15 protein-coding genes are annotated in these 15,603 nt (G+C 72.0%); 9 read left to right on the top strand and 6 right to left on the bottom strand.

All coding sequences use genetic code 11. From position 1 onward, the window contains the following. Nucleotides 1-447: 447 nt before the first annotated feature. Entirely contained in the window at nt 448-1,188 is a 741-nt protein-coding gene (locus ACFWZ2_RS42205) for a hypothetical protein (protein ID WP_384555115.1), read from the top strand. A gap of 94 nt (nt 1,189-1,282) precedes the next feature. On the opposite strand, the gene ACFWZ2_RS42200 is transcribed toward ACFWZ2_RS42205, so the two are convergent. Then, nucleotides 1,283-2,560, bottom strand: coding sequence for a DUF1015 domain-containing protein (locus tag ACFWZ2_RS42200; protein ID WP_384555112.1), 1,278 nt, complete (start codon nt 2,558-2,560; stop codon nt 1,283-1,285). A gap of 72 nt (nt 2,561-2,632) precedes the next feature. On the opposite strand from ACFWZ2_RS42200, the gene ACFWZ2_RS42195 reads away from it, so the two are divergent. Beyond that, entirely contained in the window at nt 2,633-3,685 is a 1,053-nt protein-coding gene (locus tag ACFWZ2_RS42195; RefSeq protein WP_384555111.1) for an HAD hydrolase-like protein, read from the top strand. 86 nt (nt 3,686-3,771) lie between these two features. On the opposite strand, the gene ACFWZ2_RS42190 is transcribed toward ACFWZ2_RS42195, so the two are convergent. The 3 genes from ACFWZ2_RS42190 to ACFWZ2_RS42180 are packed head-to-tail and all read right to left on the bottom strand — an operon-like array spanning nt 3,772 to nt 6,697. Further along, nucleotides 3,772-4,605 carry a siderophore-interacting protein gene (locus tag ACFWZ2_RS42190; protein WP_384555110.1) on the bottom strand — a complete coding sequence of 278 codons (834 nt, stop codon included), beginning with the start codon at nt 4,603-4,605 and terminating at the stop codon, nt 3,772-3,774. Further along, entirely contained in the window at nt 4,602-5,642 is a 1,041-nt protein-coding gene (locus tag ACFWZ2_RS42185; RefSeq protein WP_384555109.1) for an ABC transporter substrate-binding protein, read from the bottom strand. The genes ACFWZ2_RS42190 and ACFWZ2_RS42185 overlap by 4 nt, the downstream gene beginning before the upstream one ends. Next, the gene (locus tag ACFWZ2_RS42180) at nt 5,642-6,697 is read right to left on the bottom strand and encodes an ABC transporter substrate-binding protein (RefSeq protein WP_384555108.1); all 1,056 of its coding nucleotides are present in this window, start codon (nt 6,695-6,697) and stop codon (nt 5,642-5,644) included. The genes ACFWZ2_RS42185 and ACFWZ2_RS42180 overlap by 1 nt, the downstream gene beginning before the upstream one ends. Before the next feature lie 53 nt (nt 6,698-6,750). Here ACFWZ2_RS42180 and ACFWZ2_RS42175 point away from each other — a divergent pair, with 53 nt between their 5' ends. From ACFWZ2_RS42175 to ACFWZ2_RS42165, 3 genes are read left to right on the top strand one after another with little or no spacing between them, the layout of a single operon-like run. Further along, complete coding sequence (locus ACFWZ2_RS42175) at nt 6,751-7,794, top strand: FecCD family ABC transporter permease (RefSeq protein WP_384555107.1); 1,044 nt, start codon at nt 6,751-6,753, stop codon at nt 7,792-7,794. Beyond that, on the top strand, nt 7,791-8,819 hold the full coding sequence (locus ACFWZ2_RS42170) for a FecCD family ABC transporter permease (RefSeq protein ID WP_384555106.1): 1,029 nt from the start codon (nt 7,791-7,793) through the stop codon (nt 8,817-8,819). The genes ACFWZ2_RS42175 and ACFWZ2_RS42170 overlap by 4 nt, the downstream gene beginning before the upstream one ends. Further along, entirely contained in the window at nt 8,816-9,676 is an 861-nt protein-coding gene (locus ACFWZ2_RS42165) for an ABC transporter ATP-binding protein (protein WP_384555105.1), read from the top strand. The genes ACFWZ2_RS42170 and ACFWZ2_RS42165 overlap by 4 nt, the downstream gene beginning before the upstream one ends. Here the strand turns inward: ACFWZ2_RS42165 and ACFWZ2_RS42160 are convergent. Next, nucleotides 9,660-10,007, bottom strand: a complete 348-nt coding sequence (locus tag ACFWZ2_RS42160; protein WP_384555104.1) for an alkyl sulfatase C-terminal domain-containing protein — start codon at nt 10,005-10,007, stop codon at nt 9,660-9,662. The genes ACFWZ2_RS42165 and ACFWZ2_RS42160 overlap by 17 nt on opposite strands. A 42-nt stretch (nt 10,008-10,049) precedes the next feature. On the opposite strand from ACFWZ2_RS42160, the gene ACFWZ2_RS42155 reads away from it, so the two are divergent. Genes ACFWZ2_RS42155 through ACFWZ2_RS42145 form a run of 3 tightly spaced genes read left to right on the top strand, consistent with a single transcriptional unit; the run spans nt 10,050 to nt 12,134 of the window. Further along, nucleotides 10,050-10,394, top strand: a complete 345-nt coding sequence (locus tag ACFWZ2_RS42155) for a hypothetical protein (protein ID WP_384555103.1) — start codon at nt 10,050-10,052, stop codon at nt 10,392-10,394. Between the two features lie 7 nt (nt 10,395-10,401). After that, the gene (locus ACFWZ2_RS42150) at nt 10,402-11,217 is read left to right on the top strand and encodes a TlyA family RNA methyltransferase (protein ID WP_384555102.1); all 816 of its coding nucleotides are present in this window, start codon (nt 10,402-10,404) and stop codon (nt 11,215-11,217) included. An 11-nt stretch (nt 11,218-11,228) separates the two neighbouring features. Next, the gene (locus tag ACFWZ2_RS42145) at nt 11,229-12,134 is read left to right on the top strand and encodes an NAD kinase (RefSeq protein WP_384555101.1); all 906 of its coding nucleotides are present in this window, start codon (nt 11,229-11,231) and stop codon (nt 12,132-12,134) included. 9 nt (nt 12,135-12,143) lie between these two features. Here the strand turns inward: ACFWZ2_RS42145 and ACFWZ2_RS42140 are convergent, their stop codons facing one another. Continuing rightward, nucleotides 12,144-13,502 carry an FtsX-like permease family protein gene (locus ACFWZ2_RS42140; RefSeq protein WP_384555100.1) on the bottom strand — a complete coding sequence of 453 codons (1,359 nt, stop codon included), beginning with the start codon at nt 13,500-13,502 and terminating at the stop codon, nt 12,144-12,146. 194 nt (nt 13,503-13,696) lie between these two features. On the opposite strand from ACFWZ2_RS42140, the gene recN reads away from it, so the two are divergent. Further along, nucleotides 13,697-15,424, top strand: coding sequence for a DNA repair protein RecN (gene recN / locus ACFWZ2_RS42135; RefSeq protein WP_384555114.1), 1,728 nt, complete (start codon nt 13,697-13,699; stop codon nt 15,422-15,424). The last annotated feature ends 179 nt before the right edge of the window (nt 15,425-15,603 follow it).

Raw genomic sequence — 15,603 nt, 5'->3', positions numbered from 1 at the left:
CCGCGCCGCGACGACCGTCGTGATGGCGACCGCCCCGGCTTCCGCCGTGACGACGACCGTCCCGCCTTCCGGCGCGACGACCGCCGTGACGATCGGCGCGATGACCGCCGTGACGGTGACCGTGGTGGCTTCCGGCGTGACGACCAGCGTGATGGTGACCGGGGCGGCTTCCGTCGCGATGACCGGCGTGACGACCGCAGGGACAACGACCGCGGTGGCTTCCGTCGCGATGACAACCGTGGTGGCGGTGGCTACCGGGGCCGCGACGACCGTGGGCGTGACGACCGCGGGCGTGGGCCGCGCCGTGACGACCGGGGCGGGCGGCCCGGCGGCGGTGGGTTCCGTGGGCGTGACGACCGGCGTGACGACCGCAGGGACGACCGGCGTGACGGCGACCGCGGGGGTTACCGCGGGCGCGACGACCGTGACCGGGAGCCCATCAAGCGGCTGCCGATCCCGGACGACGTCACCGGGTACGAGATCGACAAGGACGTACAGCAGGAGCTGCAGAGCCTTCCCAAGGGGCTTGCCGAGGACGTCGCCAGGAACCTGGTGATGGTCGCCAAGCTCATCGACGAGGACCCCGAGCAGGCGTACGCCTACTCGAAGATCGCTCTGCGCCTGGCCTCCAGGGTCGCTGCCGTGCGTGAGGCCGCGGGCTTCGCCGCGTACGCGAACCAGAAGTACAGCGAGGCCCTCGCCGAGTTCCGTGCCGCGCGGCGGATGACCGGCAGTGTCGAGCTGTGGCCCGTGATGGCGGACTGCGAGCGTGGGCTCGGCCGGCCCGAGAAGGCGCTGGAGATGGCCGGTGCGCCGGAGGTGCAGAAGCTGGACAAGGCGGGCCAGGTCGAGATGCGGCTCGTGGCCGCCGGTGCCCGGCGCGACATGGACCAGATCGACGCCGCCATCGTCACGCTGCAGAGCCCCGAGCTCGCCTCGAACTCCGTGCAGCCCTGGACGGCGCGACTGCGGTACGCGTACGCCGACGCGCTGCTCGCCGCGGGCCGTGAGGACGAGGCGCGCGAGTGGTTCGCCAAGGTCATCGAGTCCGACAAGGACGGCAGCACCGACGCCTCCGACCGGCTCGCGGAGCTGGACGGCGTCGAGTTCGTCGACGCGCTCGGTGACGACGACGCCGAGGCGGCTCCCGAGGTCAGGGACGCCGCTGCGGGCGACGACGAGGACTGAGGTCCCGGGCAGCCGGGAGAAATAGACGGGTAACGGAAACGGGCGGGACTCCCTGAGGGGGTCCCGCCCGTTTTTGTATGTCCGGGGGTGAGGGTCAGAAGTCGAGGCTGCGCAGGACCAGGCCCGAGGCCGGCTTGGGACCGAAGGACGTGGACTTGCGGGGCATCGTGACGCCCTGGCGGGCCAGGTCGCGGACGACTTCCTCGCGGACCGGGTGCATGAGGACCGCCGTGCCGCCGTCGCGCTCGGCCTTCTCGACCGTCGCCGCGGTGTCGTGGATGTACGCGATGTGTTCCGGGGCGTCGGGGATCTTCCAGACGTGGTCGAGGAGCGTGGCGTGCAGGACCGTCGCGTCCAGGGTGCGCCACGCCTCGGGGTAGCCCTCCGGGATCGTACGGGCGAGGAGGTCGGGGGACGGGTGCTCGATGAGGTGGAAGGCGCCGTCACCCGCGAGGACGAACGCGTTGCCCTTGGTCGCGGCCTCCGCCAGGGCGTCGAGGGCGTGGCCGAGGGGGCCTTCGACGGTGCGTACGCGGAAGGAGTCGCCGAGGGCGGCGAGTGCGTCGGCGACCGGGAGGCGGTGCAGATAGCGGTGGATGGCGCGGACCCGCAGCGGATAGCGGGCCGTGTCGACCAGGAGGACCAGGCCGTGGTCCCAGGGGCTCGGCGAGGGGTGCTCGGCGCGCAGCCGCAGGTTGGTCGCCCAGCGGTGATGGCCGTCCGCGATCAGGGCCTGGTGGCGGGCGAGATCTGACTGGATCTCGGCGATCTCCGCGGGGTCCGTCACGGACCACAGGCGGTGGCTGAAGCCGTCTTCCGTGGTCGTCGAGAGGAGTGGTGCGCGCAGGGCGGTGCGTTCGATGACCGCCGTCGCGCCGGTGGCGTCGCCGTCGCTGCGGTAGGTGAGGAGCAGCGGTTCCAGGTTGGCGGAGGTGGCGCGCATCAGGGCGGCGCGGTCCTCGACGACGTGGGGCATGACGTCTTCGTGGGGCAGGACGATGCCCTCCGAGGCGTCCGACAGGCGCAGGGTGCAGATGATGCCGCGCTGGAGGATGTCGCCGTCGTGCTGTTCGTAGACGTACAGGCTGGGCTCGGTGTCCGGGGCGAGGATGCCTTCGCCGAGCCAGGTGCCGAGGGTTTCGGCGGCCTGGTGGTTGCGGGCGGCCGGTGTGGTGGCCTGCGGCAGGATCAGGCGGACGATGTTGTGGGGGTCGGCGGACTCCAGGTGGAGGAGGCCGTCGGGGCGTACGACCACGTCGTACGGAGGTGAGGTCACAGCGGCGAGACTGCCGACCCGTTCGGGGACATAACGCACCCCCCGGAAAGGGCGCACTTCGAGGCCGTTCGCGTCCGCGTCACCCACTGTGTTCATTAGGGCATCGTATGTGTGTCAGTGGCATAAGCGATGATCGGGGGAGTGGGATCGAACGAGGAGCGATGTGTAATGAGCCAGACCGCAGACCGTGGCACGGACCGGGGCGTCAGGACGCGGCCCGGGGGCAGTGCGCGGGCGCTGAGCGAGGCCTATGACACGGCGCTGCTCGACCTGGACGGAGTGGTGTACGCGGGCGGGCAGGCCATCGTGCACGCCGTCGAGTCGCTGGGGACCGCGCGTGCGGGCGGCATGCACCTGGCGTACGTCACGAACAACGCGTTGCGTACGCCGGACGCGGTGGCGGAGCATCTGACGGAGCTGGGGATTCCGACCGGCGCCTCGGACGTCATCACGTCGGCGCAGGCGGCGGCCCGTCTGGTGAGTGAGCAAGTGCCCGAAGGGGCGCGGGTGTTGGTGATCGGCGGGGAGGGGCTGCGGGTCGCGCTGCGGGAGCGGGGGCTCGTGCCGGTGGAGTCGGCCGACGACGATCCGGTGGCGGTCGTGCAGGGGTACGGCGGTCCTGACATGGCGTGGGGGCGCTTCGCCGAGGCGAGTTACGCGATCGCTCGCGGCCTTCCGTGGTTCGCGTCCAACACGGACCTGACGATTCCGAGTGCGCGGGGCATCGCTCCGGGCAATGGCGCGGCCGTCGAGGTCGTACGCATCGCGACGGGCGCGGAGCCGCAGGTCGCGGGCAAGCCGCTGCCTCCGATGCACCGCGAGACGATCCTGCGGACGGGTGCGGAACGGCCGTTGGTGGTGGGCGACCGCCTCGACACGGACATCGAGGGGGCGTTCAACGGAGAGGTGGACTCGCTGCTCGTCCTGACCGGGGTCACGGACGGCGCCCAGCTGCTCGCCGCGCGGCCCGAGCACCGGCCGACGTATGTCGACGCGGATCTGCGCGGCATGCTCACCGGTCAGCCCGAAGTCGCTCCGGTGGAGGGCGGGTTCGGCTGCGGCGGCTGGACCGCTTCGGTACGTGGGGGTGAGCTCGCGCTGGACGGGGACGGTGAAGTCATCGACGGGCTGCGGGCGTTGTGCGCGGCGGCCTGGACGGCGGCGGGGGACGGGGTGTGTGAGCTGGACTCGGGGAAGGGGTTGTCCCGGCTGGGGCTCTGAGGCGGCCCGGCCCGCAGCTCGGCCCGGTCCCGGCTCGGGGTGCGAGCCGGGGCGGGTGGGGCCGCGTGGGCGGCGGTGGCTGGTGGTCAGGCGGTCTCGCCGCTGTTGATGAGGTCGTCCGTCGTCGTCCCCTTGCGCCAGTAGCCCGAGAACGACACCTTCTTGCGGTCGAAGCCGCGGTCGCCGACCAGGTGGCGGCGGACGGCCTTGACGGTCGCGGACTCGCCGGCGACCCAGGCGTACGGAGTGCCCTCGGGGAGGTCGGCGTCGCGGATCGCCTCCGTCGTGGCGCCTTCCCTGGTGAGCCAGTGGATCTCGGCGTCGGCCTTGGTGGGCAGTTCCTGCCGGTCGGCCAGGTCGTGGACCTCGATCCAGACGCGGGTCGGCAGGCCGGGCGGGAGCGTTTCGAGGATGCCCGCGACGGCGGGGAGCGCGGACTCGTCGGCGGTCAGCAGGAGCCAGTCGGTGTCCTCCGGCGGCCGGAAGTCGTACGCGCCGTTCTCCTCGTCGACCGGGGCGAGGACGCCGATGCGGGCGCCGGGCCGCGCGGTCCGTGCCCAGCTGGTGGCCGGGCCGTCGGAGGGCGAGGGGGTCGCGCCGTGGACGGCGAAGTCGACGATCAACTCGTGCGGGTCGCGGCGCAGTTCACGGGTCGTGTAGGTGCGCATGATGCCGCGTACGGAGGGGTCGAGGGCGCACCACGCGGCGTACCAGTCGAGGGCGTCACCGGAGTCGGTGTCGGGCATGACCGGGGTGTCCTGGCCCGGGTGGGGCAGGAAGATCTTGATGCGCTGGTCGCGGCCGCCCGATGCCATGCGTGGCAGGTCGGCGCCGCCGAAGACGACGCGGATCATGGCGGGGGTGAGGTGTTCGGTGTGCAGTACCTGGACGTCGAAGAACTGGTACGGGGATTCGGTCATCGCTTGAGCCTCTTCGACTTCTCTACGGCGGCGGCGAGCCGCTCTAGGACCGGGGCGTATGCGGCGTAGCTGTAGCGCTCCTCCATCGACCAGGGGATGGTCTGGCCGGCCTTGACGGCGGGGAGCAGGTTCCACGTGGGCTTCTTCGCGAGCTGCTCGGGTGTCAGCGCGGTCGTACGGTTGTCGATCATGATCAGGTCGGCGTGGTGCTTGTCGGCGTTCTCCCAGCTGAGGAACTCCCAGAAGCCCCATTCGTCGCTCTTCTTGCCCTCGACGAACTCGACGCCGAGGTCCTTGAAGTAGTTGAGGTCGCAGTAGGAGTCGGGCACGGCGACGTAGAACTGGTCGGCGTCGCCCGTCATCGCCATGACCTTCAGGCCGCGGTGGGCCTCGGCGGCCTTGCGCAGGGTCCGTTCGGCCTTCTGGAAGCGGGCCTTGGCGGCGCGCACCTGCTCGCTCTCCAGGTCGGCGCCGAGGGAGGCGGCCAGCTCGGTGTAGCGCTCAAGAGGTTCCTTGAGGGAGACGCGGGCTCCCTTGATGCCGACGGTGGGGGCGAGCGAGGAGATCTTCTTGACGCTCTCCTCGGGGACGTACCAGAGGGCGGGCGGCGGGAACATGTTGCTGATCAGGACGTCGGGGCGGAGGGCCGCGTACTTCTCGATGTTGAACTGGCCCCACTCGGTGCCCACGCTGGTCAGTTTGGTGAGGTCGAGGTCGCCCGCCTGCGGGTTGGGTCTGCCGTCGATGGGCTTGGAGGGGCCGAAGATGCCGGTGCACTCGATGCCGTAGTCGTGCAGGGCGGCCGCGGTGCTGACGTAGGCGACGATGTTCTTCGGGAGCTGCTTGGTCCTGGCGGTTGTGCCTCGGTCGTCCTTGAAGCTCCAGGGCCTGCCGTCCTTGCCCGCGGCGCCGCCCTTGCCGGTCGTGTCCGCGCTGCTGTCGCCGCCGCACGCGGTGAGCAGGGCGCCGATACCCAGGGCGCCACCGGTGCCGAGGAGCGTGCGGCGGGACAGGGCGTGATGGTGCGTGGCGGGCATCAGGCGGCCTTCTCGGCTGGGTCGGTCTTCTCGGACTTGTCGAGGGCGGCGGCGAGTTGCTCCATGAGCGGCGCGTATCCGGCGTGGCTGAACCGGGCCTCGTTGGACCAGGACACGACCTGACCGGCGCGCACGGCGGGCAGCTTCGCCCAGGTGGGCTTGGACTTCTTGAGGTCGGCGGGCTGGAGGTTGCCGGTGCGCCGGTCGACGAGGATCAGGTCGGCGTCGTAGGTGTCGGCGTTCTCCCAGGCCAGTTCCTCGAAGAAGCCGGACTTGGTGGTCCTGGCCGGGGTGACGAACTCGACGCCGAGGCTCTGGTAGTGGCGCAGGTCGGTGAAGTCGGCGGGGTTGCCCACATAGAGGAGGGGCTCCTGCGCGGAGATCGCCATGACCTTGATGCCACCGCGGGACTTCGCGGCCCGCGCGGCCTTGCGGAGGGTCTCGGAAGCGGCCTCGAAGCGCTTCTTCGCCGCGGTGACCTTCGGCGCCCGCGGATCGGCGCCGAGCGACTCGGCGAGTGCGGCGAAGCGGCCGATCACATGGGTGAGCGAGCCCTTGGCGGTGAGGATGCCGACGCTGGGGGCGAGCGAGGTGATCTTCTTGGCGGACTCTTCGGGGACGTACCAGAGGGTCGGCGCGTCGTTCATGGTGCTGACCAGCAGGTCGGGTTGGAGGCCCGCGTACTTCTCGATGCTGAACTGGCCCCAGGCATTGCCGATGACGGTCACTTTGTCGACATCGATGCCGGCGGCCTGGACGTCGGGTTCGCCGTTCCTGAGCTTCGTCGGGCCGAAGACGCCCGTGCACTCGATGCCGAAGTCATGGAGGGCGGCGGCCGCCCCGATGTAGGCGACGATCGTCTTCGGGGTCGTGTCGGACGCGGCGGTCGTGCCGCGGTCGTCCTTGAAGCGCCATGCCTTCGCGTCGCCGCCCGGCCGTTTCCCCGTGCCGCCGCCGCACGCGGTGAGCAGCGCGGCGGTTCCGAACGCACCGGCCGCGGCGATTACGCGGCGGCGGTTCGGGGCAGGCGCGGGGGAGCGACGGGGTGGGTGCATGGGTGGCGCTTCTCTCGTCGAAGTGCAGTGCGAGGGTAGGCTAACCTAACCTGGTGTTGGTCGACAGTCCCCCAGAACCCCCCGCGCAGGCCGCCCCCGCGCCCCCCAAACGCCGCGCGATACGCAGCATCGGGCTCCTGATATCGATGCTCGTCCTGCTGCTCGTCTTCCTCACGAGCATCGCCGTCGGAGCGAAGTCGATGTCCCTGGACCAGGTCTGGCACGGGCTGTTCCAGGACACGGGGACGTACGCCGACGTGGTCGTCGGCGAACGCCTCGCCCGCAGCGTGCTCGGCCTGCTCGCCGGTGTCGCGCTCGGCCTCTCCGGTGCCGTCCTCCAGGCACTCACCCGCAATCCGCTGGCCGACCCCGGACTGCTCGGCATCAACCTGGGCGCCTCGTCCGCGGTCGTCACCGCGATCAGCTTCTTCGGCGTCACCTCGCTGAGCGGCTATGTGTGGTTCGCCTTCGTGGGGGCCGCGCTCGTCGGCGTACTCCTCTACATCCTCGGTGGCACCCGCGGCGCGACCCCGGTGCGGCTCGCGCTCGCGGGCACCGCGATCAGCGCGGCGCTCTACGGCTATCTGCAGGCCGTCATGATCACGGACAGCGCCGCGCTCAACAAGATGCGCTTCTGGACGGTCGGTTCACTGGCCTCCGCCAACATGGACACCATCAAGCAGGTGCTGCCCTTCCTCGCGGTCGGCATCGTGCTCGCCCTCTCCCTGGCCCGGCCGCTGAACGCCATGGCCATGGGTGACGACACCGCCCGCGCGCTCGGCGCCCATCTGACGCGCACCCGCGCGCTGTCCATGGCCGCCGCCACCCTGCTGTGCGGCGCCGCGACCGCCGCCTGCGGGCCCATCGTGTTCGTCGGCCTGATGGTGCCGCACATCGTGCGCTCCTTCACCGGGCCCGACCAGCGCTGGATCCTGCCGTACGCGGCCGTCCTCTCGCCGGTCCTGCTGCTCGGCGCGGACATCGTCGGGCGTGTGGTGGCGCGGCCATCGGAGCTTCAGGTGGGCATCGTGACCGCGATCATCGGCGCGCCCGTCTTCATCTTTCTCGTACGTCGGCGGAAGTTGGCCCAGCTGTGAAGGCGATACGCACCCGGGGCGGCCTCTCCGTCCGTATCGACGTCCGCACCACGGTGGTCGTCACCCTGCTCGTCGTGGCCGCGCTCGCCGCGAGCGTCGTCCTGATCGGCACCGGCGACTTCGAGATCCCGGCCGCCGACGTCGTCCGCACCCTGCTCGGCAACGGCGACACCGGGCAGGAGTTCATCATCAACGACCTGCGGCTGCCGCGGGTCCTCGTCGGACTGCTGGTGGGCGCGGCCCTCGGGCTCGGCGGCGCGCTCTTCCAGTCCATCGCGCGCAATCCGCTCGGCAGCCCCGATGTGCTCGGGCTCGGCCAGGGGTCGACCGCGGGCGCGCTCACGATGATCGTCCTCTTCCAGGGCGACGCGGTCGCGGTCGCGGGCGGCGCGCTCGTCGGCGGCCTGGTGACCGGCCTCGTCATCTATCTGCTCGCCTGGAAGCGCGGCGTGCACGGCTACCGGCTCGTCCTGGTCGGCATCGGCGTCTCCGCGTTCATGACGGCCATCAACGGCTATCTGCTCACCAAGGCCGACTTCGTGGACGCCGCCCGCGCCGTCGTCTGGATGACGGGATCCCTCAACGGCCGCGACTGGGACCAGGTCTGGCCGCTGCTCGTGCTCTGCGCCGTCCTCGTACCGGTCGCGCTCGTGTACGGGCGGCCGCTGCGGATGCTGGAGATGGGCGACGACGTCGCCAACGCGCTCGGCGTCCGCGTCGAACGCACCCGCTTCGTCCTGCTCGTCGCCTCCGTCCTGCTCGTCGCGGCCGCCACCGCAGCCGCGGGCCCCGTCGCCTTCGTCGCGCTCACCGCGCCGCAGCTGGCCCGGCGCCTGACCCGCTCGCCCGGGCCGAACCTGATGCCCGCGATGTTCATGGGCGCCACCCTCCTGATCGTCGCGGACTGGGCCTCGCAGCGGGCCTTCGGCGCCGACCAGCTGCCCGTCGGCGTCGTCACCGGCGTGCTCGGCGGCGTCTATCTGCTGTGGCTGCTCGTCACCCAGCGGAAGGCGGGACGGATATGAAGCGCCGCCACGAACCCGTACTACCCCAGGACCAGGAGCGTGCTGCTGTGAACCGGCTCATCGCCGACGACGTCACCCTCGGCTATGACCAGCGCGTCATCGCGGAGAAGCTGTCCGTCGAGATACCCGACAACTCCTTCACCGTGATCGTGGGCCCCAACGCCTGCGGCAAGTCGACGCTGCTGCGCGCCCTGTCCCGGATGCTGAAGCCGTCCGCCGGGCGCGTGCTGCTCGACGGGAACGTCATCCAGTCGATGCCCGCCAAGAAGGTCGCCAAGACGCTCGGGCTGCTGCCCCAGTCGTCCATCGCGCCCGACGGGATCACGGTCGGCGACCTGGTGGCACGCGGCCGCTACCCGCACCAGGGGCTGCTGCGGCAGTGGTCGGACGAGGACGAGCGGATCGTCGACGAGTCCATGGAGTCGACGGGCGTACGCGAGCTCGCCGACCGCTATGTCGACGAACTCTCCGGCGGTCAGCGCCAGCGCGTGTGGATCGCGATGGCGCTCGCGCAGCAGACCCCGCTGCTGCTCCTGGACGAGCCGACGACGTTCCTCGACATCCAGCACCAGATCGACGTCCTCGACCTCTGCGCCGAACTCCACGAGGAGCAGGGGCGCACGCTCGTCGCCGTCCTGCACGACCTCAACCACGCCGCCCGCTACGCCACGCACCTCATCGCGCTGCGCGACGGCGCGGTCGTCGCCGAGGGCGCGCCCGCCGACATCGTCACCGCGGAACTGGTGGAGCAGACCTTCGGGATCCGCTGCCAGATCATCGACGACCCGGAGACGGGGACGCCGCTGGTGATCCCGGCGGCGCGTGCGGGCCGTGCGGTCGCTAAAGCAGCGATCTGAGCTTCAGGAGATCCCGGAAGCCCGCCTCCAGCTTCACCCGGCCCGAGGCCCACGCCTTCGCGAAGTTCAGTTCGCCCGCGACCATCGCGACGAGGTCGTCGCCGGTCATCGCGAGGCGGATCTCGGCCTTCTGCCGGGGCGGGCCCTGGTGGTGGTCGAGCACCTTGATCCGGCCGTTCTCGAGACGGCCGGTGAAGGTGACGCCGAGGTCGGTGATGCGGCAGCTCAGCGAGCGGTTCAGGGCGACGGCGCCGCGCACGTCGCCGTCGGCGGACGCGAGATTGTCCGAGAGTCTGTCGAGTGCGGTACGGCACTCCGCCATGGTCGCCATCGTGATCGACGGTACCGCAGCGCTTCGGGGTAGCGTCGTGCCATGAGCGACTCTTACGGGGGCCCGCAGGACCTGGGCCCCGAGCCGGTGGAGGAGCCGGAGCCTCAGGTTCCGGCCGAGCCGTCGTACGACCCCTCGGGCCCCGCCCCGCTCGGCGTCGAGCGCACCCCCACGGGCAACGCCGACGTGGACTCCCGGCTGGCCCGCCTCGGCGACGCGGACCACCTCGCCACGGACGGCCACATCGAGGTGTACGAGGATGTACACCGGGGCCTGCGCGACGCGCTGACCGCGCTCGACGCACGCCCCGGCCCACCGGTGCCTTCTCCGGCGGGATCGCCTTCATCCTCTTCTTCACCTTCTTCTTCGTACGACAACAGGAGCTGAACCGAACGTGGCAGGAGTGGCACGACGCCGCCTCGACGCCGAACTCGTCCGCAGGAAGCTCGCGCGCTCGCGCGAACACGCGGGCCAGCTGATCGCCGCCGGCCGGGTCTCGGTCGGCAAGACCGTCGCGACCAAGTCCGCGACGCAGGTGGAGACCGCCGCCGCGATCGTGGTCTCGCAGGACGACAGCGATCCCGACTACGTCTCGCGCGGCGGGCACAAGCTCGCGGGCGCGCTCGCCGCCTTCGGGCCGCAGGGCCTGGTCGTGGCGGGGCGGCGCGCGCTCGACGCGGGCGCCTCCACCGGCGGCTTCACGGATGTGCTGCTGCGGGCGGGGGCGGCGCACGTCGTCGCCGTCGACGTCGGCTACGGCCAGCTCGCGTGGTCCCTGCAGAGTGACGACCGGGTCACCGTGAAGGACCGTACGAACGTACGGGAGTTGACGCTCGAAGCCATCGACGGCATCCCCGTCGACGTGGTCGTCGGCGACCTCTCCTTCATCCCGCTCGGCCTGGTGCTGCCCGCCCTCGTGCGGTGCGCGGCGCCGGACGCGGACCTGGCGCTCATGGTCAAGCCGCAGTTCGAGGTCGGCAAGGAGCGGCTCGGCAGCGGCGGCGTCGTGCGCAGCGCCGAACTGCGGGCCGACGCCGTGCGCAACGTGGCACGGCAGGCGTGGGGGCTCGGGCTCGGCGTGCGCGGGGTGACCGCGAGCCCGCTGCCAGGGCCTTCAGGCAATGTCGAGTACTTTCTGTGGCTGCGCGCCGGTGCTCCCGAACTGGACCCGGCGGACGTTGACCGTGCCGTGGCGGAGGGGCCCCGTTGACCCAGACCCGAGTGACCCAGACCCGAGCTCGTACCGTTTTCCTGCTCGCGCACACCGGACGGCCCGCCGCCATCCGCAGTGCCGAACTCGTCGTGCAGGGGCTGCTGCGCAGCGGCCTCGGCGTACGGGTCCTGGAGGCGGAGGCCGCGGACCTGCCGCTGCCCGACGAGGTCGAGACGGTCAAGGAGGCCACCGCCGAGTGCATCGACGACTGTGAGCTGATCGTCGTGCTCGGCGGTGACGGGACGCTGCTGCGCGGCGCCGAGTTCGCGCGCGCCTCCGGGGTGCCGATGCTCGGCGTCAACCTCGGGCGCGTGGGCTTCCTCGCGGAGGCCGAGCGCGACGACCTCGACAAGGTCGTCGACCGGGTGGTCACCAAGGCGTACGAGGTCGAGGAGCGCATGACGATCGACGTCGTCGTGCACCGCAACGGCGACGTCGTGCACCGCGACTGGGCGCTGAACGAGGCCGCCGTCCAGAAGGTCTCGCCCGAGCGGATGCTCGAGGTCGTCCTGGAGATCGACGGGCGGCCCGTCACCGGCTTCGGCTGCGACGGCATCGTCTGCGCGACGCCGACCGGATCGACGGCGTACGCGTTCTCGGCGGGCGGGCCCGTGGTGTGGCCCGAGGTCGAGGCGCTGCTCATGGTGCCGATCAGCGCGCACGCCCTGTTCGCCAAGCCCCTGGTGACCTCGCCCGACTCGGTGCTCGCCGTCGAGGTCCAGCCGCACACGCCGCACGGGGTGCTGTGGTGCGACGGGCGGCGGACCGTCGAACTGCCCGCGGGGGCCCGGGTCGAGGTGCGCCGCGGCGAGGTGCCGGTGCGGCTGGCACGGCTGCACCACGCGTCGTTCACCGATCGACTTGTCGCCAAGTTCGCCCTGCCGGTGTCGGGGTGGCGCGGGGCGCCGCACTGACCCCCGGGGTCAGGCCGAGCCGACCACGGAGATCGCCCGCTTGCGCATGACGGCGTGCACCGGGACGCCGGTGGCCAGCAGGGTGAGCAGCAGCGTGCCCGTCGCGACGCCGGTCGGCACGGTCCACGGCAGATACGGCAGCGACGAGCCGAAGGCCGTGCTGAGGATCGGCGCGAGGGTGCCCAGCGCGATCGCGGCGCCGAGCAGCAGCGCGGTCCCCGCGACCACCGCTGCCTCCCACGCGGCCATCGCCCGCACCTGCGCGCGCCTGCTGCCGACGACGCGCAGCAGGGCGACGTCGCGGCGCCGCTCGAAGGAGATCATGGCGAGGGTGTTCGCCGCGGCGATCGCGGCGAAGCCCGCGTACAGCCCCGTGCCCACGTAGTCGAGCCAGACCTCGCCAGGGCTGCCCGCCGACCCCGTGTGGTGCTGGGCCGTCGTACGCATGCCGATCTTGGTGAGGCCGAAGCCCACGACGAGGACGAGCGGGACGACCGCGGCGGAGAAACGGCGGGGCTGCGAGCGGACGTTGAGCATCGCGAGGCGCGCGCTCGGGCCGCACCTGCCCACCGCCGCGGAGACCAGCCAGGCCGCCGGGCCGATGATCCCCGGGCCGAGCAGCCCGGCGCCCACGCAGAAGAGGATCAGGACGAGGAACGCCCCCTCGCTCGCCTCATCCGCCGGCTGCTTCGACAGGAGTACGGAGACGACGCACGCGCCCGCGATCGCCAGCACGCCGAGCGGCGCCCGCAGGATGCCGAGGCCGGGCCGTCCGGTCGCCGCCTCGCCCAGCGCGCGGGCCGGGCGCAGCAGCGAGAAGCGCAGCGCCGACAGGAAGGCGGCGAGGGCCGTCGTCACCACGGCCACGCCGAGGCAGACGGGCAGCGCGAGCCAGCTGAAGCGGAACGTGGCCTCCGCGGGGAGCAGCCCGTGGTCGACCATTCCCGCGTGCCACCAGCGGGCGGCGAGACCGCCGAGGAAGAAGCCGACGAGCGCCGCGGGGATCGACGCGGCGAGCGCCTGGACGGCCACGGCGCGGCGGATCTGGCGGGGCCTGGCGCCGATCGAGCGCACCATCGCCAGCTCGCGGTGCTGCTGGGCGACGGCGGTGCCCATCGTCGACGCGACCACGAATATCGACATGTAGATGGATCCGATCAGCAGCACGAGCGCCATGTCGCCGACGCCGTTCTCGGTGATCTGCCGGTGCGCCGCCGCGGAGAGCCCGTCGTCGCGGTCGGTGCTCGTCGTGCCGAGCATCATCGTCGATGCGCTCACCACGGTCGCCGCGAACAGCGCGGCCACGGCCGTTCCCACAAAAGCCGGACGGTGCGCGCGCAGGGCCGCCCGGGCCAGTCCTGTTGCCATGTGGATCATGGTGCGTCGGTGCGGGGGCGGTGGACGATGGGGAGAGCTGGTGGATCTTGCTGGGGTTAGCCCCACCCCAGCGGGTGACAGCGGCGGCCGATGCGCCGCCTCGACCTGCGCCTTCGCGGAAGGACCCCAGGGCCCGTCGCACACCGGGCCCCTGACCTCGTAAGGTCTTGTCCGTGTTGGAGGAGATGCGGATACGGTCGCTCGGAGTCATCGACGACGCGGTCGTCGAGCTGTCGCCAGGTTTCACCGCCGTGACGGGCGAGACCGGTGCGGGCAAGACGATGGTGGTCACGAGCCTTGGCCTGCTGCTCGGCGGGCGCGCGGATCCCGCCCTGGTGCGGATCGGCGCCAAGTCGGCGGTGGTGGAGGGGCGCATCGCCGTGCCCGCGGGTGCGTCGGCGGTCGTGCGCGCGGAGGAGGCGGGGGCCGAACTCGACGACGGGGCGCTGCTGATCAGCCGTACGGTGTCGGCGGAGGGGCGCTCACGCGCGCACCTCGGCGGGCGCTCGGTTCCGGTGGGTTTGCTTTCCGAACTCGCCGACGACCTCGTCGCCGTGCACGGCCAGACCGATCAACAGGGCCTCCTCAAGCCCGCCCGGCAGCGCGGCGCCCTCGACCGGTACGCGGGCGACGCCGTCGCCGTGCCGCTCGCCAAGTACACCGCCGCCTACCGCAGGCTGCGGGCCGTCACCGCCGAGGTCGACGAGATCACCACGCGCGCGCGTGAGCGGGCCCAGGAAGCGGATCTGCTGCGCTTCGGCCTCGACGAGATCGCGGGCGTCGAGCCGCGTGCGGGGGAGGACGCCGAACTCGCCGCCGAGGCCGAGCGGCTCGGCCACGCCGAAGCCCTCGCCTCCGCCGCCACGTCCGCGCACGCCGCTCTCGCGGGCAACCCCGAGGACCCGGAGGGCGTCGACGCAACGACGCTCGTCGCGGGCGCCTCCCGGGCCCTTGAAGCCGTGCGCTCCCACGACCCCGCGCTGTCCGCGCTCGCCGACCGGCTCGGCGAGATCGGGATCCTCCTCGGCGATGTGGCGGGGGAGCTCGCCGGGTACGCCGACGATCTCGACGCCGATCCGCTCCGGCTCGCCGCGGTCGAGGAGCGGCGGGCCGCGCTGACGCAGCTCACCCGGAAGTACGGGGCGGACATCGACGCCGTGCTCGCCTGGGCCGAGGAGGGCGCCGCGCGCCTCGGCGAACTGGAGGGCGACGACGACCGGCTGGGCGAACTGACCGCCGAGCGGGACGCGCTGCGGGCCGAACTCTCCGGGCTCGCCCAGGCGTTGACCGACGCACGGCAGGAAGCGGCCTCGCGGTTCGCGGCGGCCGTCACGGAGGAGCTGGCCTCGCTCGCGATGCCTCACGCGCGCGTGTCCATCGACATCAGCAGCACGGAGGTGCCCGACGGGGGTGACGGTGTGGTCGTCGCGGGCCGCACCGTCGCGTACGGGCCCGCGGGGGTCGACGAGGTCGAACTCCTCCTCGCTCCGCACCCCGGCGCTCCGCCGCGGCCCATCGCCAAGGGGGCGTCGGGCGGTGAGCTGTCCCGCGTGATGCTCGCCGTCGAGGTGGTCTTCGCCGGTACGGATCCGGTGCCCACGTACCTCTTCGACGAGGTCGACGCGGGGGTCGGCGGCAAGGCGGCGGTCGAGATCGGGCGGCGTCTCGCGCGTCTCGCCAAGTCGGCGCAGGTCGTGGTCGTCACGCACCTGCCGCAGGTCGCGGCGTTCGCCGATCGTCAGCTGCTCGTCGAGAAGACGAACGACGGGATGGTGACGCGGTCCGGGGTGCAGGTGCTCGAGGGGGAGGACCGGGTGCGGGAGCTGTCGCGGATGCTGGCCGGGCAGGAGGACTCGGAGACGGCGCGGGCGCATGCGGAGGAGCTGTTGGAGGCGGCTCGGGGGGACGGGTAGGGGCGCTTCTGGCGGGGGCGCCTGGCTGGTGGTCTTCGCCTTGGGTTGGGTTGCGGGGCGGGGCGTACGGGGTGCGCCGCCTCGCGTTGCCGTCGCCTTGGCTTTGTCTGTGGGGCGGGGCCGTGGGGGTATGTGCGTACTCGCTATCCCGTGGCTTGTGCCTCGGTCAGTGTGTGCCG

The organism is Streptomyces sp. NPDC059002 (genome assembly GCF_042740435.1).
Classification (GTDB): Bacteria; Actinomycetota; Actinomycetes; order Streptomycetales; family Streptomycetaceae; genus Streptomyces.
This window is presented reverse-complemented; position numbering and strand designations above follow the sequence as displayed.

Bases quoted from the DNA above. Each gene is read 5' to 3' on its own strand.
- ACFWZ2_RS42200 (WP_384555112.1), bottom strand. From the start codon at position 2,560: ATGAACACAGTGGGTGACGCGGACGCGAACGGCCTCGAAGTGCGCCCT.
- ACFWZ2_RS42195 (WP_384555111.1), top strand. From the start codon at position 2,633: ATGAGCCAGACCGCAGACCGTGGCACGGACCGGGGCGTCAGGACGCGG.
- ACFWZ2_RS42190 (WP_384555110.1), bottom strand. From the start codon at position 4,605: ATGACCGAATCCCCGTACCAGTTCTTCGACGTCCAGGTACTGCACACC.
- ACFWZ2_RS42185 (WP_384555109.1), bottom strand. From the start codon at position 5,642: ATGCCCGCCACGCACCATCACGCCCTGTCCCGCCGCACGCTCCTCGGC.
- ACFWZ2_RS42180 (WP_384555108.1), bottom strand. From the start codon at position 6,697: ATGCACCCACCCCGTCGCTCCCCCGCGCCTGCCCCGAACCGCCGCCGC.
- ACFWZ2_RS42165 (WP_384555105.1), top strand. From the start codon at position 8,816: ATGAAGCGCCGCCACGAACCCGTACTACCCCAGGACCAGGAGCGTGCT.
- ACFWZ2_RS42160 (WP_384555104.1), bottom strand. From the start codon at position 10,007: ATGGCGACCATGGCGGAGTGCCGTACCGCACTCGACAGACTCTCGGAC.
- ACFWZ2_RS42155 (WP_384555103.1), top strand. From the start codon at position 10,050: ATGAGCGACTCTTACGGGGGCCCGCAGGACCTGGGCCCCGAGCCGGTG.
- ACFWZ2_RS42140 (WP_384555100.1), bottom strand. From the start codon at position 13,502: ATGGCAACAGGACTGGCCCGGGCGGCCCTGCGCGCGCACCGTCCGGCT.
- recN (WP_384555114.1), top strand. From the start codon at position 13,697: ATGCGGATACGGTCGCTCGGAGTCATCGACGACGCGGTCGTCGAGCTG.